Source organism: Uliginosibacterium aquaticum, assembly GCF_012972705.2.
In the GTDB taxonomy this organism is placed as follows: domain Bacteria; phylum Pseudomonadota; class Gammaproteobacteria; order Burkholderiales; family Rhodocyclaceae; genus Uliginosibacterium; species Uliginosibacterium aquaticum.
Genome location: NZ_JABCSC020000003.1, coordinates 382,282 through 403,291 on the forward strand (window position 1 = coordinate 382,282; position 21,010 = coordinate 403,291).

At 62.6% G+C, this 21,010-nt stretch carries 21 protein-coding genes and 1 riboswitch; of the genes, 13 read left to right on the forward strand and 8 right to left on the reverse strand.

The genetic code is table 11. From position 1 onward, the window contains the following. Positions 1–22 precede the first annotated feature (22 nt). Complete coding sequence (locus HJ583_RS13110; RefSeq protein WP_217423412.1) at positions 23–2,359, reverse strand: di-heme oxidoreductase family protein; 2,337 nt, start codon at positions 2,357–2,359, stop codon at positions 23–25. A 303-nt stretch (positions 2,360–2,662) separates the two neighbouring features. On the opposite strand from HJ583_RS13110, the gene HJ583_RS13115 reads away from it, so the two are divergent. Further along, positions 2,663–3,799 (forward strand): PQQ-dependent sugar dehydrogenase, encoded by a 1,137-nt coding sequence (locus tag HJ583_RS13115; protein WP_170022336.1) that lies wholly within the window; start codon positions 2,663–2,665, stop codon positions 3,797–3,799. A gap of 46 nt (positions 3,800–3,845) precedes the next feature. On the opposite strand, the gene HJ583_RS13120 is transcribed toward HJ583_RS13115, so the two are convergent. Next, positions 3,846–5,117, reverse strand: a complete 1,272-nt coding sequence (locus tag HJ583_RS13120; protein WP_170022337.1) for an O-acetylhomoserine aminocarboxypropyltransferase/cysteine synthase family protein — start codon at positions 5,115–5,117, stop codon at positions 3,846–3,848. 148 nt (positions 5,118–5,265) lie between these two features. Between HJ583_RS13120 and pyrF the strand changes: the two genes are divergently transcribed. Next, complete coding sequence (pyrF, locus tag HJ583_RS13125; RefSeq protein WP_170022338.1) at positions 5,266–6,081, forward strand: orotidine-5'-phosphate decarboxylase; 816 nt, start codon at positions 5,266–5,268, stop codon at positions 6,079–6,081. Positions 6,082–6,172: 91 nt separating this feature from the next. On the opposite strand, the gene HJ583_RS13130 is transcribed toward pyrF, so the two are convergent. After that, the gene (locus HJ583_RS13130) at positions 6,173–6,448 is read right to left on the reverse strand and encodes a TFIIB-type zinc ribbon-containing protein (protein WP_170022339.1); all 276 of its coding nucleotides are present in this window, start codon (positions 6,446–6,448) and stop codon (positions 6,173–6,175) included. Between the two features lie 191 nt (positions 6,449–6,639). Here HJ583_RS13130 and HJ583_RS13135 point away from each other — a divergent pair, with 191 nt between their 5' ends. The 5 genes from HJ583_RS13135 (at position 6,640) to HJ583_RS13155 (ending at position 10,988) form a co-directional block, all read left to right on the forward strand. After that, the gene (locus tag HJ583_RS13135) at positions 6,640–7,083 is read left to right on the forward strand and encodes a MarR family winged helix-turn-helix transcriptional regulator (protein WP_170022340.1); all 444 of its coding nucleotides are present in this window, start codon (positions 6,640–6,642) and stop codon (positions 7,081–7,083) included. A 1-nt stretch (position 7,084) separates the two neighbouring features. Then, the gene (locus HJ583_RS13140; protein ID WP_170022341.1) at positions 7,085–8,638 is read left to right on the forward strand and encodes an MFS transporter; all 1,554 of its coding nucleotides are present in this window, start codon (positions 7,085–7,087) and stop codon (positions 8,636–8,638) included. Positions 8,639–8,730: 92 nt separating this feature from the next. Beyond that, complete coding sequence (locus tag HJ583_RS13145; protein ID WP_170022342.1) at positions 8,731–9,570, forward strand: VOC family protein; 840 nt, start codon at positions 8,731–8,733, stop codon at positions 9,568–9,570. Between the two features lie 7 nt (positions 9,571–9,577). Continuing rightward, positions 9,578–10,084 carry a hypothetical protein gene (locus HJ583_RS13150; RefSeq protein ID WP_170022343.1) on the forward strand — a complete coding sequence of 169 codons (507 nt, stop codon included), beginning with the start codon at positions 9,578–9,580 and terminating at the stop codon, positions 10,082–10,084. A gap of 46 nt (positions 10,085–10,130) precedes the next feature. Continuing rightward, a complete protein-coding gene (locus HJ583_RS13155; RefSeq protein WP_170022344.1) occupies positions 10,131–10,988 on the forward strand; it encodes a methylated-DNA--[protein]-cysteine S-methyltransferase in 858 nt (285 codons plus the stop codon). Here the strand turns inward: HJ583_RS13155 and HJ583_RS13160 are convergent, their stop codons facing one another. Then, positions 10,989–11,561, reverse strand: a complete 573-nt coding sequence (locus HJ583_RS13160; RefSeq protein ID WP_170022711.1) for a TMEM165/GDT1 family protein — start codon at positions 11,559–11,561, stop codon at positions 10,989–10,991. A 12-nt stretch (positions 11,562–11,573) separates the two neighbouring features. After that, positions 11,574–11,748: riboswitch (yybP-ykoY riboswitch) on the reverse strand. A gap of 262 nt (positions 11,749–12,010) precedes the next feature. Here HJ583_RS13160 and HJ583_RS13165 point away from each other — a divergent pair. Continuing rightward, on the forward strand, positions 12,011–13,084 hold the full coding sequence (locus HJ583_RS13165; protein WP_217423413.1) for a pectate lyase: 1,074 nt from the start codon (positions 12,011–12,013) through the stop codon (positions 13,082–13,084). A 59-nt stretch (positions 13,085–13,143) separates the two neighbouring features. Here HJ583_RS13165 and HJ583_RS13170 read toward each other — a convergent pair whose 3' ends face one another. After that, positions 13,144–13,509: a DUF2195 family protein gene (locus HJ583_RS13170; RefSeq protein WP_170022345.1), complete on the reverse strand. Its 366-nt coding sequence runs from the start codon at positions 13,507–13,509 to the stop codon at positions 13,144–13,146. A 185-nt stretch (positions 13,510–13,694) separates the two neighbouring features. Between HJ583_RS13170 and HJ583_RS13175 the strand changes: the two genes are divergently transcribed. Both HJ583_RS13175 and HJ583_RS13180 read left to right on the forward strand, forming a co-directional pair. Beyond that, on the forward strand, positions 13,695–14,816 hold the full coding sequence (locus HJ583_RS13175) for a phosphoserine transaminase (RefSeq protein ID WP_170022346.1): 1,122 nt from the start codon (positions 13,695–13,697) through the stop codon (positions 14,814–14,816). A 296-nt stretch (positions 14,817–15,112) separates the two neighbouring features. After that, positions 15,113–15,916 (forward strand): DUF2846 domain-containing protein, encoded by an 804-nt coding sequence (locus tag HJ583_RS13180; protein WP_170022347.1) that lies wholly within the window; start codon positions 15,113–15,115, stop codon positions 15,914–15,916. A 133-nt stretch (positions 15,917–16,049) separates the two neighbouring features. Here the strand turns inward: HJ583_RS13180 and HJ583_RS13185 are convergent, their stop codons facing one another. Further along, positions 16,050–17,102, reverse strand: coding sequence for a hypothetical protein (locus tag HJ583_RS13185; RefSeq protein WP_170022348.1), 1,053 nt, complete (start codon positions 17,100–17,102; stop codon positions 16,050–16,052). Between HJ583_RS13185 and HJ583_RS13190 the strand changes: the two genes are divergently transcribed. Beyond that, positions 17,101–17,283, forward strand: coding sequence for a hypothetical protein (locus HJ583_RS13190; RefSeq protein WP_170022349.1), 183 nt, complete (start codon positions 17,101–17,103; stop codon positions 17,281–17,283). The genes HJ583_RS13185 and HJ583_RS13190 overlap by 2 nt on opposite strands. A gap of 229 nt (positions 17,284–17,512) precedes the next feature. Here HJ583_RS13190 and HJ583_RS13195 read toward each other — a convergent pair whose 3' ends face one another. Together HJ583_RS13195 and HJ583_RS13200 are read right to left on the reverse strand one after the other, a co-directional pair. Then, positions 17,513–17,770, reverse strand: coding sequence for a TIGR02647 family protein (locus HJ583_RS13195; RefSeq protein ID WP_101940800.1), 258 nt, complete (start codon positions 17,768–17,770; stop codon positions 17,513–17,515). A 177-nt stretch (positions 17,771–17,947) separates the two neighbouring features. Continuing rightward, on the reverse strand, positions 17,948–19,555 hold the full coding sequence (locus tag HJ583_RS13200; protein WP_268968161.1) for a GDSL-type esterase/lipase family protein: 1,608 nt from the start codon (positions 19,553–19,555) through the stop codon (positions 17,948–17,950). 4 nt (positions 19,556–19,559) lie between these two features. Here HJ583_RS13200 and HJ583_RS18990 point away from each other — a divergent pair, with 4 nt between their 5' ends. Together HJ583_RS18990 and HJ583_RS13205 are read left to right on the forward strand one after the other, a co-directional pair. Next, on the forward strand, positions 19,560–19,856 hold the full coding sequence (locus HJ583_RS18990; protein ID WP_217423416.1) for a hypothetical protein: 297 nt from the start codon (positions 19,560–19,562) through the stop codon (positions 19,854–19,856). 178 nt (positions 19,857–20,034) lie between these two features. Then, positions 20,035–20,970, forward strand: coding sequence for a ZIP family metal transporter (locus HJ583_RS13205; RefSeq protein WP_170022351.1), 936 nt, complete (start codon positions 20,035–20,037; stop codon positions 20,968–20,970). Positions 20,971–21,010 lie beyond the last annotated feature (40 nt).

Consider the following 21,010-nt stretch of genomic DNA (forward strand, 5'->3'; position numbering starts at 1 on the left):
GGTGCGATGTCCGGAGCGAGGGTCAGAGGGAGTCGAGGAAGTCCAGCAGCGCCTTGCGGTCTGTGGCCGGCAGGGCCTCGAACTTCTTGCGCGTGGCCTCGGCCTCGCCGCCGTGCCAAAGAATGGCTTCCAGTGGCGAGCGGGCGCGGCCATCGTGCAGGTAGCGGGCCTTGTCCGCGCCACCCTGCACATACTTGAGCGAGCCGATGCCCCACAGCGGCGCGGTACGCCACATTGCAGGCTGGGCCTTGAACTCCTGCACTGTGTCGGCCAGATCCGGGCCCATGTCGTGCAGCAGCAGATCGCTGTAGGGATGGATGATCTGGTTGCGCAGTTCGACGAAAGGATGGGTGTTGCCGGTCTTCAGCGTTGTGACGTGGCAGCTGCTGCAGCCGGTGCTGGCGAACAAGGCGGCGCCGGAGGCAATGGCTGCCGGATCGACGTCGTGCTCCACCGCCACGCGCATGCCGGCCGGATAGCCGCTGCGCAGGCTGCGCTGGGCGGGCACGCCAAGCAGGCTCAGGTAGTGGGTGAGGCGCTCGATCTCGCGGGGGGATAGCGCGGTCGCGGCGGAGGTGTTGCGACAGTCCGCTGCGCCCATCTGGCAGCAGTGCTGCGGATACGGCGGAGTGGTGACGCTCATGTCGTTCATCATCGCTTCCGAAGCCTGATGGCGGATGCTGGCCTTGGAGGCTTTCCAGCCGAAGCGTCCGAGACGCGGCAGGCCGCTGTCTGGATCGAGTACCAGATTGAAGATGCCGCGAATACCATCGCCATTCTTGTCGGTGGGGTCGGCCAGCGCCACGATACTTTCCTCCGGCACGGCCTCCAGCAGCCCCATGCCGATCACCTGCGGTGCCTGGCGCACCGAGTAGAGCTTGGGCAGCGGCCCCTTGAAGGCGTACACAGGCTTGCGAAGCTCGACCTTGCTGCCATCGGGCAGGGTGCGGGTCTGGGTTTCGAATCTGCTGATCGTGACGTCATACGGATTGGCGCTGCTGCCGGTGGCGTGGTGTTGCACGTTGAGACCGTAGGTGGGGTCCGGCGTGCGGCGGCCATCGGCCATGGCGCTGCCGGTCATCACCACCATCATGTCCAGCGCGGTGCCAGTTTCCGCAGCGGCGCCGCGGCCGTTATTCACGTGGCAAGCGATGCAGCGCTCCTGGTTGTAGCGCGGGCCCTGCTGACCGATGTGCTCGGTGAAGACCGGATTGGTCTTGTCGTGTTCGGAGTGGCTGCCATCCTTGAAGGAGGTATGGAAGAGGCGCCGGCCTTCGACGAAGCGCTGTACGTTCCGGATGCCGATGTTGTTGGCCGGCTGCTGGAATACGCGCATCGGCTCGTCGGCGTAGTTGTAGGAGATGCTGCTGTCGCCGCCGAGCAGGGCGGCCTCCGGCAGCGGTTCGGAATCGAGATTGGGGGCGATGCCATACCAGGGACGCAGGCCCTTGCCGACGACGTAGAGTTGCTCAAGCGAGTAGTAGCGGCTGCCGCCGCCATCGATCAGAGCTTTGCCGGCGAGCGCAGTGTCGGTGGTGTTCTGGGTGTAGTAGCGGCCGTTGGCGTAGAACGGCCAGCCGGCCTTGGCGGCATCGAGGGTCATTTCCCAGCGTGCCAGGCGTACCGCCGGCGCCAGCTCGATCTTGTCCCCGGCCTTGAGCGGGCTGTGCGGATCGGTGCGCCAGTTCGAATCGAACTCGATCATGCAGTCCTGGCGTGGCTGATCCGCGTGGCAGAAGGGCAGGTTCTTTTCGGTCGGGTTGTTGAAGCCGGTGTTCATGGACCAGCCGTAGTCCCGCACTTCGGGGTTCTGGATGTTGCGGAACAGGCTGAAGGTGGTGCCATCGAAACTGCCGCCATTGGAATGCAGGAAGATCTGGATCTTCTTGCCGCCGGCCGGGATGGTGTCGCGGATCTCGAGGCCCAGGGTGCGGTTCTGGAAGTAGAAGGTGGGGAAAGTGAAGTAGGCGCCGGGGCCCTTGTCGGCTTCGAACCAGCCTTCGCCGCGCTCGCGTGCATGGCGATCGGTGGTACGGAAACCGGCCAGTGTCACCAGGGAGCCATCGGCCTCGGTGTATTGCAGTTGTTCGATGAACTGGGTGCCGGCCGGGAACAGTGGCACATAGCCGTTCGGACCGACTTCCCCACCTGCCGGCAAACCTTCGCTGACCCAGGGTGCGGAAGACGCTGCCACGGACGAGGCGGAAGAGGCGGCTACGGAACTCGTGCTGCCGCCCGCCGCGCCGCCGCCTCCACTGCCACCTCCACCACAGGCCGCGAGCAGACTGAGCAGGAGTGGCCAGAGGCGGCGCACGAAGGATGGACTCTGCGGGGCGCAGGAGGATGGATTCGGATGCATGAGCGGGCTCTCCCTGATTGGGCGGCTTCTGGGGCCGCTTGTGATTGAGCGGAAGTCTGCCCTTCTGGGTGAATTGGTTGTTTGCCAAAACGATCGGCGTGGAGAAGCGTGGGATAGACGTTTTTTTACATCTCACGATGCCGTCAGTACGCGTCACTTGGCTGACGGATTGCGTCAATTAATGCCTTTTTGCGGCATCTTTGGCGGGCGATACTATGCACCGTGGAAGGCTCTGGTCCGGATCGCTGAACCTGGCTTTGTGTCTTCAGTCGAAGCCTTACCCTGACAAGAGCGAGTACGACGATGTGGATAGCCCGATACCTGAGCGCGGGCCTTGCCGGCCTGAGCGCCCTGACTGCCCTGGCCGCTGAAGCCCCGCGCTGCGATGCTGTGGCCGCTGCTCCCAGTCCGGGGCGGATCCAGCTCAGCGAAGTCGCACGCGGGCTGGAGAACCCCTGGGCGCTGGTCTTCCTGCCCGATGGCCGCATGCTAGTGAGCGAGCGCCCGGGGCGGCTGCGCCTCGTCACGCCGCAAGGGCAGCTCTCGGCTCCGCTGGCGGGCGTGCCGGCGGTCGTCGCCAAGGGGCAGGGCGGCCTGCTGGATGTGGCGCTGGATCCGGATTTTGCCCGCAATCGTCTCGTCTATCTGGGCTACGCCGAAGCCGGCGAGGGTGGAGCCGGCACCGCCATTGCAAGCGCCCGGCTCGATGAGGCTGGCCTCGCCCTGCGCGAGCTGCGCGTGATCTACCGACAGACGCCCAAGGTCTCCGGCAGCGGTCACTTTGGTGTGCGCTTCGCCTTCGGCGCCGACGGTAAGCTCTACGCTGCGCTGGGCGAGCGCCAGAAATTCGAGCCGGCTCAAGACCCGCAACAAAGCCTCGGTAAGGTGATCCGCCTGAACCCGGATGGCAGCGCACCAGCCGACAATCCCTTCACGGGCAAGGCCGGCTGGCTGCCGGAAATCTGGTCGCTGGGCCATCGCAATCCCCAGGGCTTCGCCCGTCAGCCAGGGAGTGATCGTTTGTGGCTGGTCGAACACGGTGCGCGCGGTGGCGACGAGATCAATCTGCTCGCTGCCGGCACGAACTACGGCTGGCCGGTGATCAGCTACGGCACCCACTACACCGGTCTCAAGATCGGCGAGGGTCAGGCGAAGCCCGGCATGGCCCAACCGCAATGCTATTGGGACCCTTCCATCGCACCGGGCAACATGAGTTTCTATAGCGGCGACAAGGTTCTCGGCTGGCGCGGCAACCTGTTCGTGGCGGCGCTGAAGGATCAGGCGGTGCACCGCCTGACGCTGGATGGCACGCGCATCAGCGGCGCCGAGCGCATCCCGGTCGGCAAACGGGTACGCGATATCCGAGTGGGGCCGGATGGCTGGCTTTATCTCATCACCGACGAGTCCGAGGGGCAGATCCTGCGGCTGAGCCTGCAATGAAAAGAGCCGGCACGCGGCCGGCTCTTTTTATCTGCGTGAGATGCGTTCAGACCGCCGCCAAGGCCTGATCCAGATCGGCGATCAGGTCGTCGATATGCTCGATGCCGATCGACAGGCGCACCATATCTTCCGATACGCCGGCCTTCTTCAACTCCTCGGCCGAGAGCTGACGGTGCGTGGTGCTGGCCGGGTGGCAAGCCAGCGATTTGGCATCGCCAATATTCACCAGACGCGTGATCAGCTTCAGTGCATCCTGGAAGCGCGCGCCGCCTTCACGCCCGCCCTTCACGCCGAAGGTCAGCAGACCCGAGGCCTTGCCGCCGAAGTACTTGTCGACCAGCGGCTTCGAGGGGTGATCCGCCAGTCCGGCGTAGTTCACCCAGGCGGCCTTCGGATGCGTGCGGAGGAATTCGGCCACCTTGGTGGCGTTCTCCACATGGCGATCCATGCGCAGCGCCAGGGTCTCCAGCCCTTGCAGGATCAGGAAGCTGTTGAAGGGCGAGATCGCCGCGCCCATGTTGCGCAGCGGCACCGTGCGGGCGCGGCCGATGAAGGCCGCCGGACCCAGCGCCTCGGTGTAGACCACGCCGTGGTAGCTCACTTCTGGCTCGTTCAGGCGCTTGAAGCGCGCCTTGTGCTCGGCCCACGGGAACTTGCCCGAATCGACGATGATGCCGCCAATGCTGGTGCCATGGCCGCCCATGTACTTGGTGAGCGAATGCACCACGATGTCCGCACCGTGCTCGATCGGGCGCGTCAGGTAGGGCGAAGGCACGGTGTTGTCCACGATCAGCGGCACGCCGCCGGCATGCGCCACTTCAGCGAAGGCGGCGAAATCCACCACGTTACCGAGCGGATTGCCGATGGATTCGCAGTAGATCGCCTTGGTACGCTCATCAATCAGTGCCGCAGCAGCCTGCGGATCAGCCGCATCGACGAATTTCACCGTGATGCCGTACTGCGGCAGGGTGTGGGCGAAGAGGTTGTAGGTGCCGCCGTAGAGCGCACTGGTGGCGATGATGTTGTCACCCGCCTCGGCAATCGTGAGGATCGCGTAAGTGATCGCGGCCTGCCCCGACGCCAGCGCCAGCGCACCGATGCCGCCTTCGAGCGCGGCCACGCGCTGCTCCAGTACATCGGTGGTGGGATTCATGATGCGCGTGTAGATGTTGCCCTTCACCTTCAGATCGAAGAGATCGGCTCCGTGCTGGGTGTCGTCGAAGGCATAGCTGGTGGTCTGGTAGATCGGCACCGCCACCGCCTTGGTGGTGGGGTCCGGGCTGTAACCGGCATGGATGGCCAGCGTATCAAAGCGCATGAATATTCCTCCGTGATGAAGGAGGTGGATTCTGCGCGGTGAGGCCGGTACTGGAAAGCCCCTGTTTTGAATGTCCTTATGCCCGCAGGCAATAACCCTATCCGGCCTGAGCTAAAATCGCGCCATTCCCTTCCCTCCGGATCGCATCATGCCTTTCATCGCCGACCTTGCCGCCGCCTGGAAAAAGAACAACTCTCTGCTCTGCGTTGGTCTCGACCCGGATCTCTCCAAGTTTCCCGCCCATCTGCAAGGCAAGCCGGACGCGATCTACGAGTTCTGCAAGGCCATCGTCGATGCCACGGCCGACGTTGCCTGTTCCTTCAAGCCGCAGATCGCCTATTTCGCTGGCGAATCCGCCGAAGCTCAGCTCGAAGCCCTGATCGACTACATCCACGCCGAGTACCCGGATATCACCGTCATCCTTGACGCCAAGCGCGGCGACATTGGCGCCACGGCGGCGCAATACGCCCGTGAAGCTTTCGTGCGCTATCAGGCCGACGCGCTCACCGTGAATCCCTACATGGGCTTCGACTCGGTCGAGCCCTACCTCGACTACCCGGACTGCGGCCTCATCGTGCTCTGCCGCACCTCCAACCCCGGCGGCTCCGACCTGCAGAACCTCACTGTTGAAGGCGGCAAGAAGCTGTATCAACACGTCGCCGGCCTCGTCGCCGAAAAGTGGAACAAACACGGTCAGGCCGCGCTGGTCGTCGGCGCCACCTTCCCGCAGGAGCTGGCCGACGTGCGCGCCATCATCGGCGACATGCCCCTGCTGGTGCCCGGCGTCGGCGCGCAAGGTGGCGATGTGCAAGCCACCGTGAATGCCGGCAAGACCGCCGCCGGCCTCGGCCTGATGATCAACTCCTCGCGCGCCATCCTCTACGCCGGCAAGGGCGAAGACTTCGCCGAGCAGGCCCGCAAGGTCGCCATCGCGACGCGCGACGACATCAACCAATACCGCTGAGCCAAGCCGCTTCGTGCGGTAGCGTCAGACCAAGAAACGGGCCGCATTGCGGCCCGTTTGCTTTGCATCGGATGGGCAAGACAGAGGGCTCTCAGTCGAACAGTTCCTCGAAGAAGCTCTTCTTGCGTTTGTGGCGGTAGTGCTCGTCGTGCTGTGGGCGCGGTGCGTGCTGAGGAGGTGGTGCAGAGGCTGGCACGACAGGGCGTGAAGCGACGGCGGGCGCCTGCTCGGCGGCATTGCGCTCAATGATCTTGTCCAGCTCGCCACGATCTAGCCAGACCCCCCGGCAGCCAGGGCAATAGTCGATCTCTATACCTTGGCGCTCGCTCATGATCAGGGTCTTGTCGGTACAGACGGGGCATTGCATGAGTTTCTCCATGTGGCTGCAAAGTGGCTGATTGGACCGCCGGAGCTGCCGCCGGTTCAGTGCGCGGCATGTCTCGACCGTCTTACGAGGCGTTCGCGCTGTGGAGGTGACTCTGTAATGGAAGGTTAAGACAGTTGTTATTAGCAACCATCTTGTTAAGCTGTTGCGTATCGCAACCAAATAGTCTCCCCATGCCCTCCCTCGATTCAAAGCAGGTTCTCGCTCAGCAGCTGCGCGAACTCATCCGTCTCTATCTCCTCGACCAGCGCCGCCACACCCACGCGCTGGGCTATTCACAGCACCACCGCCTGCTGATGCTTCTGCTGCGCAGCGGGCCGCTGACACAGGGGGAGTTCGGGCGCGTGGCGGGGCTGGACAAAAGCTGGATCAGCCGCATCGTGGATCGCTTTGTGGAGGAAGGGCTGGTTACGCGCGAGCCTTTGCCAGAGGACCGGCGCTGCCTGCAACTGCACCTGACGAAGACCGGACTGGCCGAGGCGCGCAAGTTCGATGCGCTGCTTACCGCACGGACAGAGGGCTTGTTTGCCGGCATTCCGGATGATCAGCATGGCTTGATCGGGGCCGCGCTGGAGTCGCTGGTGCAAGGGCTGCGAGTCCGCAGCGAGGAGCTCTGAAATGGAACACGCACCCCGCTCTTTCCGTGCCTCGCTGGCCGCAATGCTGGGCATCTGTCTGGTGATCATCCTGATTGCGCTGGATTCGACCGTGGTCGGCACTGCGATGCCGCGCATCGTGGCCGAGCTGCGCGGTTACGACCTTTATCCGTGGATCGCCTCGGCCTATCTGCTGGGCAGTGCGATCACGATCCCGATTGCCGGGCGGCTCGGCGATCTGTATGGCCGCAAGCCTTTCGTGCTGGCGGCGATCATCACTTTTACGGTCACTTCGGCTGCCTGCGGCTTCGCCGGCAGCATGACGCAGCTGATGCTGGCGCGCGGTCTGCAGGGCATCGGCGGCGGCATGCTGGTGGGCGTGGCTTTCGCCTGCGTACCGGATCTGTTCCCGGACCGCGCTCAGCGCGTGCGCTGGCAGGTGCTGCTGTCGGCCAGCTTCGGCGTGGCCTCGGCCCTGGGGCCGACGTTGGGCGGCTGGCTCACTGAGCATTTCGGCTGGCGTTCGGTATTCACCATCAATCTGCCGGTGGCCGTGCTGGCGCTGCCGATGGTGTGGTGCTATCTGCCCCACATCGTGCATCACGAGGAGGGCGACCGCAGCATCGACTGGCTCGGTGCCCTGCTGCTGGCGGTGAGCGTGACGACCCTGTTACTCGGCTCGGAAGCGATCCAGACCCATGGCTTTGGCGACTGGCGTGGCCCGGCCTTGATGTTGGGCGCCATCGCTTGCGGGGCGCTCTTCGTGTGGCATCAGCACCATTCCGCTTCGCCGATTATTCCGCCGCGCCTCTTCGCCAATCGTGATGCGCTGAAGCTGATGGCGCTGGGCTTGCTGACCGGTTTGTCGATGTTCGTGCTGGTGTTCTACTCGCCGCTGCTGCTGCAGGGCGGTTTCGGCTTCTCACCCAAACAGGCCGGTTATCTGATGACGCCGCTGCTGGTGTGCATCACGCTCGGCAGCATCGTGAACGGCCGCATTCTGCCGCGCGTGGCGCGCGCCGAGCGGGTAATTGCCTGGGGCCAGATCGGCACGCTGGTCAGCTGCCTGTGCCTGAGTCTGCTCGGGCCGGGCGCGCCGAACTGGCAGATTCTGCTGCAATTTGCCCTGTGCGGCTTCAGCCTGGGTTTCCAGCTGCCCAACCTGACCCTGCAGATGATGGCTGTGGCGGGCAAGCGTGATCTGGGCGTGGGCTCGGCGCTGATCCAGACCACCCGCATGATCGGCAGCATGCTCGGTGTCGGCATCGCCGGCGTAATGGTCAATGCCCGCTACGCCCACGATGCAGGAGGGGCGGTGGCAGCCCTGAAGCTGGAGTCACCGGCGCTGGAGAGCCTGATGGACACGCCGCAGATTCTGATCCGGGCGGCTGATCAGCAGGCGCTGGCCGAGCTGGCGGGCAGGCTGGGCTTTGATGCAGCGGCGCTGATTGAGCAGGCGCGTCACGCACTGGTGGGCGGAATCCACCTTGGCTTCGTGCTCTGCGCAATCATGGCCGCGCTGAGCATTGCAATCAGTTTGCGCCTGCCGCGTTACGAGATCGCGAAAAAAAGCTAGGATTGCGCGCAGCAAGCTTCCGAAGCATTTCACGGACAGCCGGGCGCGGTTTGCCAGGCTGCTGCCATCCACCCGTTTCCCGAGGCAATCCCATGGCGATCTATCAGGGCATCGAACACGTTGCGGTTTTTTCTGCCGACACCACGCGCCTGCGTGACTGGTATGTGAAGAATCTCGACATGAAGTGCATCTTGGATAACGGCGCAGGCGTGTATTTCCTGCTTATGGCCAATGGCTCGATGATCGAGCTGGTGCCGAGCCAGGAGCCTTCGCTGTGTGCCGGCAAGCCCCAGGTCAAGGACAGCGGCTTGCGCCACATCGCGCTGGCAGTGGATGCGCATGATTTCGGTGAGGCGGTGCATCGCCTGGCCGAAAGCGGCGTGGAAACCATCGGCAAAACGCCACACCAGTTCCCGGAAGGTCTGGCGACTTATCACTTCCGTGATCCGGACGGCAACATCCTGCACCTGATCTCGCGCCCCAACCGCCTCTCGCTGGCGATGCCGCCGCGCCTTGCCGACGCACCGAAGAACGTGCTGATCCAGGGCATCGAGCACACCTGCATCATCGCTAGGGATCCGGAGGCGCTGCGCGCCTGGTATATCGACGCGCTCAAGTTCCAGCTGATCGTGCGCGACGATGGTCATGGCACGGCCTTCGTGCTGGCAGCCGATGGTAGCTCGATCATCGAGTTCATCCAGGCCGAGCGTGAGATCGGCACCGAGCATTATCGCGCTCAGGGCATCCGTCACATTGCGCTGCGCATGAATGCGGCGGATGTGGCTGAGGGCGCTGGCCGCCTGAAGGGGCGTGGCGTCGAAGTGCTGGAGGACTACAAGGCGCTGGAGAATGGCGTGCAGCTGTTCTTCTTCCGCGACCCCGAAGGCAATGTGTTGCATCTGGTTGGCCGCACCGAGCCGCTCGCAAAATAAGGATTCCATGAGCAAAAAGTTGCATGAGCGCTCGGTCAAGCAGGCCGAGCGCACCCTGTGGGTGAGTGTCGCAGTGGGCGTGGTGTGTCTGGCCTTCGTTCTTTTCGGCGGCAATCTGGATGACACCGGCAAACAAGTCGTGGGCGGGCTGATCGTGGCTATCCTCGCCTATCAGCTGGTGCGCCGTTTCACGCGTGGGCCGCTGGTGGGCGTGGCCATCATCGAGCTACTCGACGGCTTCCTGTATTTTCGCAATCCGTCCAGCCGGCCGATGCGCGTGGATCGCATCGCGCTGGAGAAGATCCACTCGATCCGTCTAATGGGCGAGGATCGCCTGCGCTACTTCGATTGCAAGCTCATGAACGGCGACCTGGCCCACATCGGCCCCTTCGAGCGCGGCCAGGGTGAACTGGTAATCGCCGAATGGTTTTATCAGAACCTGCCGGAGACGCCTTTCATCGTCGACACCTCGGCCACCGTGTTCGAGGAAATGCAGCGCCCGCCGGGGCTCTAGCAAGAATCGGGTGGCGGCCGGTGCTACCGGCTGCGACACTTCGCGCATGCCATCCGATCTCCCCATTCATTCTGCGGCCAGTCAGAGCGAGGCTTACGCCACCATTGCGCAGGCCATCCGCTTCCTGCGCGAACATGCCCGCGAGCAGCCCGATCTGGCTGTACTGGCGGATGCGCTGGGCTTGTCCAGCTTTCACCTGCAGCGCCTGTTCAGTGCCTGGGCGGGCGTGAGCCCCAAGCGCTTCCTGCAGTTCCTGAGCAAGGAGGAGGCGCGTCGGCGTCTGCGGGCTTCCGCCTCGGTTCTGGACGCCAGTCTCGCCAGCGGATTGTCCGGCCCCGGTCGTCTGCATGACCTGATGGTGACCTGCGAGGCCGTCACGCCCGGAGAGGTGGCGCAAGGTGGGGCCGGGCTGGACATTCTCTATGGCTGCGGCGCTACGCCCTTTGGCGAAGCTTTCGTGGCCCTGACCTCACGCGGCATCTGCCGCCTCGAATTTCTGGCAGAAGAGGCTGCCTTGGCTGTCTTGCGTGAGGAATGGCCCAGAGCCCGTCTGTGCCATGAACCCGGTGCGGCCCAGCGCACGCTGAATGCAGCCTTCCAGCGGTTGCCAGGCTCGGCGCCCCTGCATCTGCTGCTGCGTGGCAGCAATTTCCAGATTCAGGTCTGGCAGGCCTTGTTGCGTATTCCGCCGGGCGATCTGGCTAGCTATGGTCAGATCGCCCGTGCCCTGGGCAAGCCACAGGCCGCCCGCGCCGTTGGCAGTGCGATTGGCGCCAATACCCTTGCCGCGCTGATCCCCTGTCACCGGGTGATCCGTGAGAGCGGAGACTTCAGTGATTATCGCTGGGGCATCGAGCGCAAGCAGGCCTTGATTGCGCTCGAAGCCGCACAGAATCGGCTCTGATCAGAGCATTTCGCCCAGATTCAGCAGAGCGGCCACGCCCAGCGCAGCGAAAATCAGTGCGCAGACTATGTGCACGACCTTGATCGGCACAATCTTCGTCAGCTTGTCGCCGAAATACACCACCGGCGCATTGGCCAGCATCATGCCGACGGTCGTGCCTGCCACCACCCAGGCCAGCGCCGAATACTTGGCTGCCAGCGCGACTGTGGCGATCTGGGTCTTGTCACCCATTTCGACGATGAAGAAGGCGATGGTAGTGGTCAGGAAGGCGCCGAAGCGCGCCGGCTTGGGGGCATCGTCGTCATCCAGCTTGTCCGGGATCAGCATCCAGGCGCCCATGGCGAGGAAGGACACGCCGAGGATCCAGCGCATGGCATCCGCGCCGAGATGCAGGGTGATCCATTGCCCGACCGCCGCTGCGCAGGCGTGATTGACCAGTGTGGCGGCAAGGATGCCCAGGCAGATCGGCAGGGGCTTCTTGAGGCGTGCGGCGAGCACGAGGGCGAGCAACTGCGTCTTGTCGCCCATTTCGGCGAGGGCGACGATGCCCGTGGAGACGAGGAAGGCTTCCATGTGAGTCATTACGAGGCAGGCCGACGGACGAACACAATGACTGCCGCGACCCGTCGACCTGCATCGACACCGCAACAGTCAAAGGTCTCGCCGAACCTGGCTTGGCTCCCAGCGCCATGGTCTTGCGACCAAGTCTGTTGACGCTGGGCCCGCTTGTTGCGGGTGGCTACTCCCCGATGACGGGGCGGATTCTACGGGATTTTCCGGCGACAAGGCGGCGCAGGCGAGATTCCTGTGCAAAACGCACGCTGATCAGCAGCCTGAAAAGCTTGCTGAGCGTGACTTTCATGCTGATCTTGCAGCGAACAAAGCCGGATCTTTCTGACGAGCGCAGTTTGCGTTTTTTAAGGCCTGATCTAGCCTGAATGCACCGGAAGGGGTGTCATCCCCCCGGTGCAGCACAAGAAATGGCGCATGAGCGCCAGACAATAAATCTCAGGAGACAGGCAATGACAATCAAGTACTTCATGCTGGGCTTGACGGCCCTGGCAAGCATTGGTGTGGCCCAGGCCGCCAACCGTCCCGCTGGTTACGTCACGATCTGCAGCGAAGGTAAAACCTGCAGTGTGCCGGCCAATACGAGCGTGGCTTATGGCCGTGCGGACAAGTTCACCTACAAGACGCTCTCGGGCAGTTTCGTGTGTGGTGAAGTCACCTTCGGCACGGGCACCAAGGTGGCCGGAGGTACCAATGAGTGTTCGGTGCCTTCCGGCACTTCGAGTGCCTCCAGCGCATCCAGCGTTGCTTCGAGTGCTGCTGCTTCGAGCAGTGCGGCGGCTTCCAGCGCTGCGTCGTCGAGCAAGGCCAGCTCGGCTGCCAGCAGCGCCGCATCCAGTGTTGCCACCAATACATGCGCGCCTGGCAGCACCATCGAAAATGCCACCGTCGATTGCGGTGGCATCACTGTCGGGACTTCCTGCAATGGCGGCAGCGAATCCCAGCAACCGCTGTTCACGCTGAAGAATGCCACCATCAAGAATGTACGCATCAACGCCAATGCGGCCGATGGCATTCACTGCGTATCTGGCAATTGCCGGGCTGAGAATGTGGTGTGGGAAGACGTGTGTGAGGATGCTGCGACCAACAAATCTGAGGGCGGTACCTTCACGATCTCGGGTGGCTCGGCGAATGCTGCGCAGGACAAGACCTTCCAGCACAACTCGAAGAACAGCACCTTTGTGATCGAGAACTTCAACACCTATGGCGCGGTTGGCAAGTTGTGGCGTTCCTGCGGCGACTGCACCAGCAACGGCGGTCCGCGCTATGTGCAGATCAACAACGTAACCATCAATGGCACGATCAGCAGCACCGTAGTGGGCCTGAACCGTAACTATGGCGACAAGGCCACGATTCGTAACCTGAAGGTCAAGGGCCTGGTATGGACCTCGGCCATCACCTCCAAGCCGCGGATCTGCGAGGAGTGGAAGGGCATCGAAAAGGGCAATGGGTCGACCGAGAAGTACGGTGAGTTCTTCAACACCGCTTACTGTGATGTCAGCCCGTCGGACGTGACGAGCTTCTGATCCGGCAAGCCTGAGTAAAGCTCTGCGGGAGGCTTCGGCCTCCCGTTTTCATTTCGTGCTTATTCCGCTGCGCAGCTGAAATGCAGATCCAGGTCGCGCAGGCCCTGTGTGCGGGTGGTTGTACCCAGCACCAGCCGCTTGTGCATGTTGCCTGAAAGACTAAAGCGTTCCTGGCTCAGGGCTTCGCCGGCAAGCTCGCTGTGCCAGGCGACTCGCATCGAGGTGCAGCCGCAGGCCGCCGTTGCCTGCTTGATCCGGAAATCCGCCTCCAGTATCAGCTGCTGGCGCTTTGATTGCGGCGGCGTCATCTCGATGCTTACACACTCTGCCAGTGCGTTATGCAGCCTCAGTTGCGGCGCAGCCATTGCCATTCCAGGCAGCAGCAGAGCCAGCGTCACTGTCTTGATCGACGGACGTGCCGGCATGGGCCTCCCTAGGTTACTGGTAGATGGATGGCGTGAGAGGCCAGTTTAGGGGCTGGCCAGCGTGTTAAGCGGCCGGATGTCGGAAGAGAGGGCAAGAAAATCGTAGCCGGCCAGCGGTTTCCCCTCCCGCGCCCGCCGGACTACAATGGCGGACTCAGAATTTTCCTTCTTCACTGGAGTCTGCCGTGAAACCCACCATCAAACCGAACTCGCCGAACTTCTCTTCGGGCCCCTGCGCCAAGCGTCCTGGCTACTCGTTGGCCAATCTGCCGAAGGACATTCTCGGCCGCTCGCACCGCAGCTCCCTGGGCAAGGCCCGTCTGGCCAAGGCCATCACCGAAACCAAGCGCCTGCTGGGCATCCCGGCGGACTACCACGTTGGCATCCTGCCGGCTTCCGACACCGGCGCCTTCGAGCTGGCCATGTGGAACCTGCTGGGTGCCCGCCCGGTGGATACCTTCGCCTGGGAATCCTTCGGCGAAGGCTGGGTGACCGACATCGTCAAACAGCTCAAGCTCAAGGATGTGCGCAACTTCAGCGCCGCCTACGGCGAGCTGCCGGACCTCGGCCAGTGGGACCCGAAGAACGACATCGTGTTCACCTGGAACGGCACCACCTCCGGCGTGAAAGTGCCGAATGGCGACTGGATCCCGGCTGACCGCGAAGGCCTGACCCTGTGTGACGCGACCTCCGCCGTGTTCGCCATGGAACTGCCGTGGGACAAGCTCGACGTCGTCACTTACTCGTGGCAGAAGGTGCTGGGCGGTGAAGGTGCCCACGGCATGCTGATCCTGTCGCCGCGCGCTGTGCAGCGCCTGAAGGACTACAAGCCGAGCTGGCCGCTGCCGAAGATCTTCCGCATCGCCAAGGGCGGCGAGCTGATGGCCGAGATCTTTGAAGGTGCCACCATCAACACCCCGTCGATGATCGCCAACGAAGACTATCTGGACGCCCTCGCATGGGTGGATTCCATCGGCGGCGTGCCGGCACTGATCAAGCGCAGCAACGACAACCTCGCCGTCTTCGAGCGTTTCGTCGCCAAGACCCCATGGATTCACTTCCTCGCCAAGGATGAAGTCAGCCGCTCCAACACCTCGGTGTGCTTCTCGCTCGACGCCACGCCGGATCAGGTCAAGGCGCTGGTGAAGCTGCTCGACAAGGAAGGCGTTGCGTATGACATCGGCGCCTACAAGGACGCCCCGAGCGGCCTGCGCTTCTGGTGTGGCGCCACGGTTGAAGCTTCTGATCTGGAAGCTGTGCTGCCCTGGCTGGAGTGGGCCTACGCCGAAGTCACCAAGGCCGCCTGATCGTAGGTGCGACTTCAGTCGCACACCACGCGCAAGTAGCCGATGAGGTCGGCCCTACGAAAACGCCCGGACTGGTTCCGGGCGTTTTGTTTTGTGTACTGGCACTGCAGCACAAAACCTTGCTTATAGAATGGATTTGAACCAGCATGCGCGGCTCATGATCTCGCCCGTTCAATTCCTGAAAAAGGTGTAGTCCGCTCATGTGTTATGCCACGAAAACCCTCCTCCTGATTCTTGCCCTGCTCCTCGCAGGCTGTGCCACCCCGGGTGCCCTGCCCCTCAAGGGCTCGCCTGAAATGGATCAGCAAGCCAAGCGCTTTGCGACCACCCCGGAAAAGGCCCGCATCTACGTTTATCGCAACAATTACATTGGCCACATTTTCAGTCAGACTTTGCAGCTTAACGGCCTCGATGCTGGCACTCTGCCCGGCTACTCATTCATGCCGCTGGAAGTCGCTCCGGGCAAGTACAAGCTATTTGCCAAATCCGAAAATGAAACCTCGCTGGAACTACAGGTGCAGAGCGGGAAAAACTATTACGTCCAACTGAACGCATCAATGGGTATCTGGACCTTCCGCAGCGAATTGCGCCAGACGCTCGAAGCGGATGCCCGCCAAGCCATTCTCGACGAGTGCGGTTTGGTCATTTCCAGCCTCTATCCCTTGAACAATGAAAAGGCTCTGCCCTTATCCGCTGAGCAGACAAACAGCTCTCAGGCGCCCGTCGCGCGCCCCGGCGCCGCTACACCACCAAGTGCGAGCCCGGAACTGCTGGCTTTGTTGCGAGTACAACCAGCCAGCGGCTATGCCCGCCCTGAGGACATCAACCGCCTGCCCACTCAGGCCAAGTACCGTGTCAGGTACGAAGAATTCCTTGCCAACCCCAAGCCCACCAAAGCGCTGGTGCTCGGCGACGGCGGTGGATTCTTCTCCACAGGCACCGCCGGCCTGCCTGAACTGTACAAACTTTTCGAGCGATGCCAGAACGACGGTCACAAGGAATGTTGGCTCTATTCCTGGGGGACAGAAGTTGTCTGGAGTGAAGACAAAGCCTTGCGAATCAATCGCGACAAGCTCAACCCTTTACCCGCTACACATTGAAGCTCGCTCGCATCTTCCAGTCAGGCCATGCGCTTACTGATGATGTCGGCGCCTGCAACGAAGCTCCGACTGGCTTGCAAGCCGAATGAAAAAAGCCCGGACAAGTCCGGGCTTTTTTGTTTTCAGCACGTGCTTACTGGCACAGAGGCGTGCCACCCGCTTGCCAATAGCTGGTGGTCTTGCTGATCAGGTTGCCGCCGTCGCTTTCCGGCGTGGTCTGGTTGCTGTCGCCGGCACCGAAGAGCAGGGCGACGACCTTGGCGTTGCGGACCTCGGTCAGGTGGCTGAACAGGTAGTCAACACGATTGTCTTTCCAGTGATTGGCGTTATTGGTTTGTGACGCATTGCCGAGCGGGATTTGCCACATCACCGTGGGTTTGCCGAGCGTATCGGCCACGGCTTGGCTCCAGGCCAGATAGGCCGCCGCGCTGGTGTCGGTCCACCAGCGGTTCTGGCCAATGCTGTCGTAATAGCCGGCGTCGCGATCCGATGGATCGGTGACGACGAAGTCGCCATCAGCCGCGCCGAGCGCCACCATGAAGTTGCCGGTGGCGATGCCGTCGCCACTTGTACCACTGAGCCAGGGTGAGGCGTGCAGGCCGACCTTGGCGTTCGGGGCGTACTTGCGCACCATGGCGATCATGCATCTGGCCAGACCGGTGGCGGTGTTGGCCTGGCTGGCGCAGTCGGTCGGGTTGGCACTACTGACCTTGGCGGGGATCAGTTGCGGATTGCTGTTGCTCTGGCGGACGAAGCCCCAGAAGTCCGGCTCGACATGCAGCAGGGCCTGGCTGCTGCCAAGGGTTTGCAGCAGGAAGCGCCAGTCGTCGAGATAGCGGGCAAGGAAGGCCGCGTCGTTGATGGCAGCCACTTCCGCAGCGCCTTCGCTGGTCTTCGAGCCATGCAGGAGTTCGTAATATGTGATGGCCGGGATCTGCGCCCGGGCCTTGCCTTGCCAGGTCGCGCTGCCGGTAGTCTGGATATGGCTCAGGATGTACTGGCCGGGCGCCTTGCTGGTGTCTTGCCAGCACCCCCACCAGCTGCCACAACTGCCGTCGCAACTGGAGGAGCATGAGCCTGCATCGCGGATGCCGCCGGCCAGATAGCGGTAGCGCACATCGAAGGGGGCCGCCGCCGCGGTTGCGTCTTCCATCTGTGCGCCGATCAGCAGATTGCTGCGGCCCATGAAACTGCCGCCGCAGCTGGCTAGCGAACTTGCTGCAGCCGAGGAGCTTGCAATGCTTTGGGTGGCCGTGCTGGATGTTTTGCTGCTGGCAGCAGAGGCTGCCACCGAGCTGGCACTGGCGGCGCTGCTAGCGGCTGCGCTGCTCTGCCCCGAACTGGCGGTGGAACTCCCGGCTGCCTGACCTGCGTTGCCGCCACCGCCACCGCATGCGGCGAGCAGGCTCAGCGACAGCGCGAGCGTAAGCAAATTTCTGAGCATATCTTTCTCCCTGATGCCATGTTCTTGTCAGGGAGGATTGTTGCAAGCGGGCGCTTGCGCGGGCGCTGCGGGCCGGCGCGGTGGAAGCGCACGGCCGACGTAAGGAGCGGGACTTGCCCGCAGTCCGGCATGGCCGGACCCGGGCAACGCTGTCAGGGCGTGTTGCCGAGCCCTGGCGAGGTGGTGAGGATGGAGATCAGGGTTTGGGCGTGTTCGGCGGCATGACGGCCGAGCGGAGTCAGATAGCCGCCGTCGATCTGGGTGATCAGGCCCTTGTCATGCAGGCGCTGGGCGGAGGCGGCGATGGCTGCAGGTGCATCATGGTGAATCTTGATGCCTTGCTGATTGGTATCGAGATCAAAGCGCAGCAGGGTGTTGAGTTCATCGAGCAATTCGGGGGTAACGGGCATCGGATCCTCCTCTTGGTGTGCGACGCTGCATCTTAGGCTTTCGATGGGGCTCATGGGCAGTTCGGACAAGCCCTGCTTGAGTTAGCGCAGCCGGTTTGCACCCGCTCGGGAAAACCGCAATGGCCCATCATGAAAAAGGCCGGGCACAAAGGCCCGGCCTGCTGGTCGGTGTTGTATTTACTGGGAAACTTTGCCGAAGATTTTCACGCCGTACAAGCCGAGCGATTTACCCGTGGTGGTGGCAGAGCCAGAGGTGTTCCAGGGGTAAATGCGCAGGTAGAGCGTGCCAGTTGCGGCGACCTGAATCGTGGTGCTGTACTCAAGCTTTGTCATGGCGTCCTTGCTGAACGCCAGGGTTGTCGAGTTGAGCTTGGTCCAGCTCACTTTGTCGGTGGAATAGTCCATGTCGGCAACAACGGTGGAACCACCGCTGGTGGTGAGATAGGCCGAAATGGCCGAGACGCTGAAGGCTCCGCTGGGTTTGACCGCGAACTCCAGATACTTGCCTTCGTCTCGACTTGCCCAGGTGTTCACCGAGTAGCGGGCAACCGTTGTGTCCTGCCCATCTACCGCGATGACTTTCGAGGTCGTGGCGGTCAGGTCGCTGGCCAGCACATCGGAAGCAGTCACCAGGCCATCTGTTACGGCTGTCACTGAGGTCCCAGCCGTAAACCAGGTGGCGTAGGAATCAACGCCTGCACCTGCGGCTACACCGCTGCCGCTTACCGCCACGGTTCCGAGCGAACTTCCTGCCTGGGAGAAGCTGATATTGCCGCTGTAGTCCTGCACCGCGGTCGGCGTAAAGCGTACATAGAGCGTCTTGGTGAAGGCGGCGTTGGTGTAGTCCACCGTTACCGCGTTACTCCAGGTCGTTTGGTCGAGTGAAAGCTCGAAGGCGCTGGAGGGCGATGTGGCGGTGACGGTTCCGGTGGCAGGTGCCAGATCAAAAGCCGAGAGCGTGATCGACTTGGTCGACGCCACATTAACGTAGCGGGTACTCCAGGCGAGTGAGCTGGGGCTGGCCACCAGCGAGCTGACATCCACCATATAAGGCGTGAGGATGTTCAGGCTCTTCATGCCTTCGACAGCTTTTTTGGCGATCAGCGTGGCGAAGAGAACCTGCGGGTGCGTGCTGTCGGCGGCAATGTAGAGGTTGGCGGTTGCTGCGGTATCACCATAGCTCTCTACGATGGTCTTGGTTTCTGCGGTCAGGTCGACAAAGGGCACGCCGTACTTGGTGGCCACGGCTTTCATGGCAGCGGGATAGTCACCGCGGGCATAGGTTTCGGTGCCCTTGATGGCGACATTGTGCTGGCCTTCGGCCGTGATTGAGCTACCGCTGAAATACTTGCGCACGATGGGCGACATCAGGATGGGGTAGGCCCCCTTGGCCTTGATTTCAGACACATATTTCTTGAGATACTGGTAATAGGAGTGCTCGTTCTTCTGAGCGCTGCTGTCCAGTGCGTCAACTGCACCCGTGCAGGCTTCACCGTCGCCGCTGCCGTCACTGCAAAAGGCGTAAGTGCCGTAGACGGCGTAGTCCGAACCATATTTCTGGTCGTTGTGAGCGAACTGGATGATCACGTAATCGCCGGCGTTGATTAAGGGCAGGATTGCCGGCCAACGGGTTGCTTCGTTATAGAAGCTGCGCGAGCTGCGCCCGCCCAGAGCCCAGTTCTTTACGGTCACGCTGCTATTGAAGAACATGGGCATCTTTTCGCCCCAGCCCATCTGCGGCCGACGATCTTCGGTATAGATCGTCATCGTCGAGTCACCCAGCATGTGGATGGTTACGCCGCCGGTCGTAGCGCTGCTCGAGGCTGTGCTGGAGGTGGCCGAACTGCTGGAGTCGGCAAGCGAACTGGAGCTGGTCGCCGCTGAGCTGGCGGCGAGAGAGCTTCCGCTTGAAGTGGCGGTTGCTGAGGATCTTGCCGAGCTCGTGGTGTTGCTGGCAGACGTGCTGCCGGAATCGTTGCTGCCGCCGCCCCCGCAGGCGGCGAGCGTCAGGCTGAGCAGCAAGGAGGCTGCCAAGGCCGAGAATTTCTTCATTTTTGTCTCCGTATTATTGATACCGTGCGACTGAAAAGTCGCCGGTTACCGGTCACACTAGAGACGTGATTCTGATTTTTCTTGATCGGGATTGCGGTTTTTTTGCGTCGTGCGACTTAGTGGGCAGTTGCGGGCCGGCAATCGTGTTGATAGCGCCGGCTAGCTGCATTTGGCGCGACAATCGACGCTCTCCCGCTTGCTTGATCCCTGCCATGAATACCGCCGCCACAGCCCTTTCCAATTCCTCCTTTCGTGCCAGCTGGCTGGATCACGCGCGCAAACACCCCTTCACCGCGGCGGGCTTGTTGCTAGCGGGGGGGCTGGTCTTGCTGTTGCTGGTGCAGAGTGTTGTCAGCCTGTTTGCCGGTGTGGCGGCGCCCGGGGTGCGGCAGGGCATGCTGGCCGGTCTGGCGGGGTTTGCCACGACCGCACTGGGGGCTGCGAGTGGCCTGGTGCTGCGTAATGTGGGGCAGAAGGCGGAAGACTGCATGCTCGGTTTTGCTGCCGGGATGATGCTGGCCGCGAGTTCCTTCTCCTTGATCCTGCCGGGCATCGCTGCCGCCGAAACGCTTACCGGGAGTGGCGTACTAGGGGCGTTGGTGGTCGCGGCCGGGCTGGGGCTTGGGGTTTTGCTGATGCTGGGTTTGGACCAGTTCACGCCGCACACGCATGAGAGCTGCGGTGATTGCGGGCCAGGCGCGGAACGCTTGAACCGGGTGTGGCTCTTCGTGCTGGCGATCACGTTGCACAACCTGCCCGAAGGCATGGCAATGGGCGTGGGCTTCGCGCGTGGCGATGTATCGGTCGGCTTGCCGCTGGCGACGGCGATTGCGATTCAGGATATTCCGGAAGGGCTGGCGGTGGTGATGGCGCTCAGGGCTGCGGGGGTCGGCAATCTTCGTGCCGTGCTGCTGGCCATGCTGTCCGGTCTGATGGAGCCGCTGGGAGCCGTGCTGGGGCTCGGTCTGGCCGGGGGCTTTGCCTTGGCTTATCCCGTGGGTCTGGGACTGGCGGCCGGGGCGATGATTTTCGTGGTGTCACACGAAGTAATTCCGGAAACCCACCGAAATGGCCATCAGACGCCGGCCACACTGGGCCTGATGGCGGGTTTCGTTCTTATGATGGTGCTGGATACAGCCCTGGGCTGAGGCCGGGCTGGCGAAACCAAAGGAAGGGGCGCAGCCTTGC

Coding starts and splice junctions, on each gene's coding strand:
- HJ583_RS13115 (WP_170022336.1), top strand. CDS start 2,663: ATGTGGATAGCCCGATACCTGAGCGCGGGCCTTGCCGGCCTGAGCGCC.
- HJ583_RS13170 (WP_170022345.1), bottom strand. CDS start 13,509: ATGCCGGCACGTCCGTCGATCAAGACAGTGACGCTGGCTCTGCTGCTG.
- HJ583_RS13205 (WP_170022351.1), top strand. CDS start 20,035: ATGAATACCGCCGCCACAGCCCTTTCCAATTCCTCCTTTCGTGCCAGC.
- HJ583_RS13180 (WP_170022347.1), top strand. CDS start 15,113: ATGGATCAGCAAGCCAAGCGCTTTGCGACCACCCCGGAAAAGGCCCGC.
- HJ583_RS13135 (WP_170022340.1), top strand. CDS start 6,640: ATGCCCTCCCTCGATTCAAAGCAGGTTCTCGCTCAGCAGCTGCGCGAA.
- HJ583_RS18990 (WP_217423416.1), top strand. CDS start 19,560: ATGGTTACGCCGCCGGTCGTAGCGCTGCTCGAGGCTGTGCTGGAGGTG.
- HJ583_RS13140 (WP_170022341.1), top strand. CDS start 7,085: ATGGAACACGCACCCCGCTCTTTCCGTGCCTCGCTGGCCGCAATGCTG.
- HJ583_RS13185 (WP_170022348.1), bottom strand. CDS start 17,102: ATGGGCCGCAGCAATCTGCTGATCGGCGCACAGATGGAAGACGCAACC.
- HJ583_RS13120 (WP_170022337.1), bottom strand. CDS start 5,117: ATGCGCTTTGATACGCTGGCCATCCATGCCGGTTACAGCCCGGACCCC.
- HJ583_RS13200 (WP_268968161.1), bottom strand. CDS start 19,555: ATGCTGGGTGACTCGACGATGACGATCTATACCGAAGATCGTCGGCCG.
- HJ583_RS13145 (WP_170022342.1), top strand. CDS start 8,731: ATGGCGATCTATCAGGGCATCGAACACGTTGCGGTTTTTTCTGCCGAC.
- HJ583_RS13160 (WP_170022711.1), bottom strand. CDS start 11,561: ATGGAAGCCTTCCTCGTCTCCACGGGCATCGTCGCCCTCGCCGAAATG.
- HJ583_RS13110 (WP_217423412.1), bottom strand. CDS start 2,359: ATGCATCCGAATCCATCCTCCTGCGCCCCGCAGAGTCCATCCTTCGTG.
- HJ583_RS13195 (WP_101940800.1), bottom strand. CDS start 17,770: ATGCCCGTTACCCCCGAATTGCTCGATGAACTCAACACCCTGCTGCGC.
- HJ583_RS13150 (WP_170022343.1), top strand. CDS start 9,578: ATGAGCAAAAAGTTGCATGAGCGCTCGGTCAAGCAGGCCGAGCGCACC.
- pyrF (WP_170022338.1), top strand. CDS start 5,266: ATGCCTTTCATCGCCGACCTTGCCGCCGCCTGGAAAAAGAACAACTCT.
- HJ583_RS13155 (WP_170022344.1), top strand. CDS start 10,131: ATGCCATCCGATCTCCCCATTCATTCTGCGGCCAGTCAGAGCGAGGCT.
- HJ583_RS13190 (WP_170022349.1), top strand. CDS start 17,101: ATGAAACTGCCGCCGCAGCTGGCTAGCGAACTTGCTGCAGCCGAGGAG.
- HJ583_RS13165 (WP_217423413.1), top strand. CDS start 12,011: ATGACAATCAAGTACTTCATGCTGGGCTTGACGGCCCTGGCAAGCATT.
- HJ583_RS13130 (WP_170022339.1), bottom strand. CDS start 6,448: ATGCAATGCCCCGTCTGTACCGACAAGACCCTGATCATGAGCGAGCGC.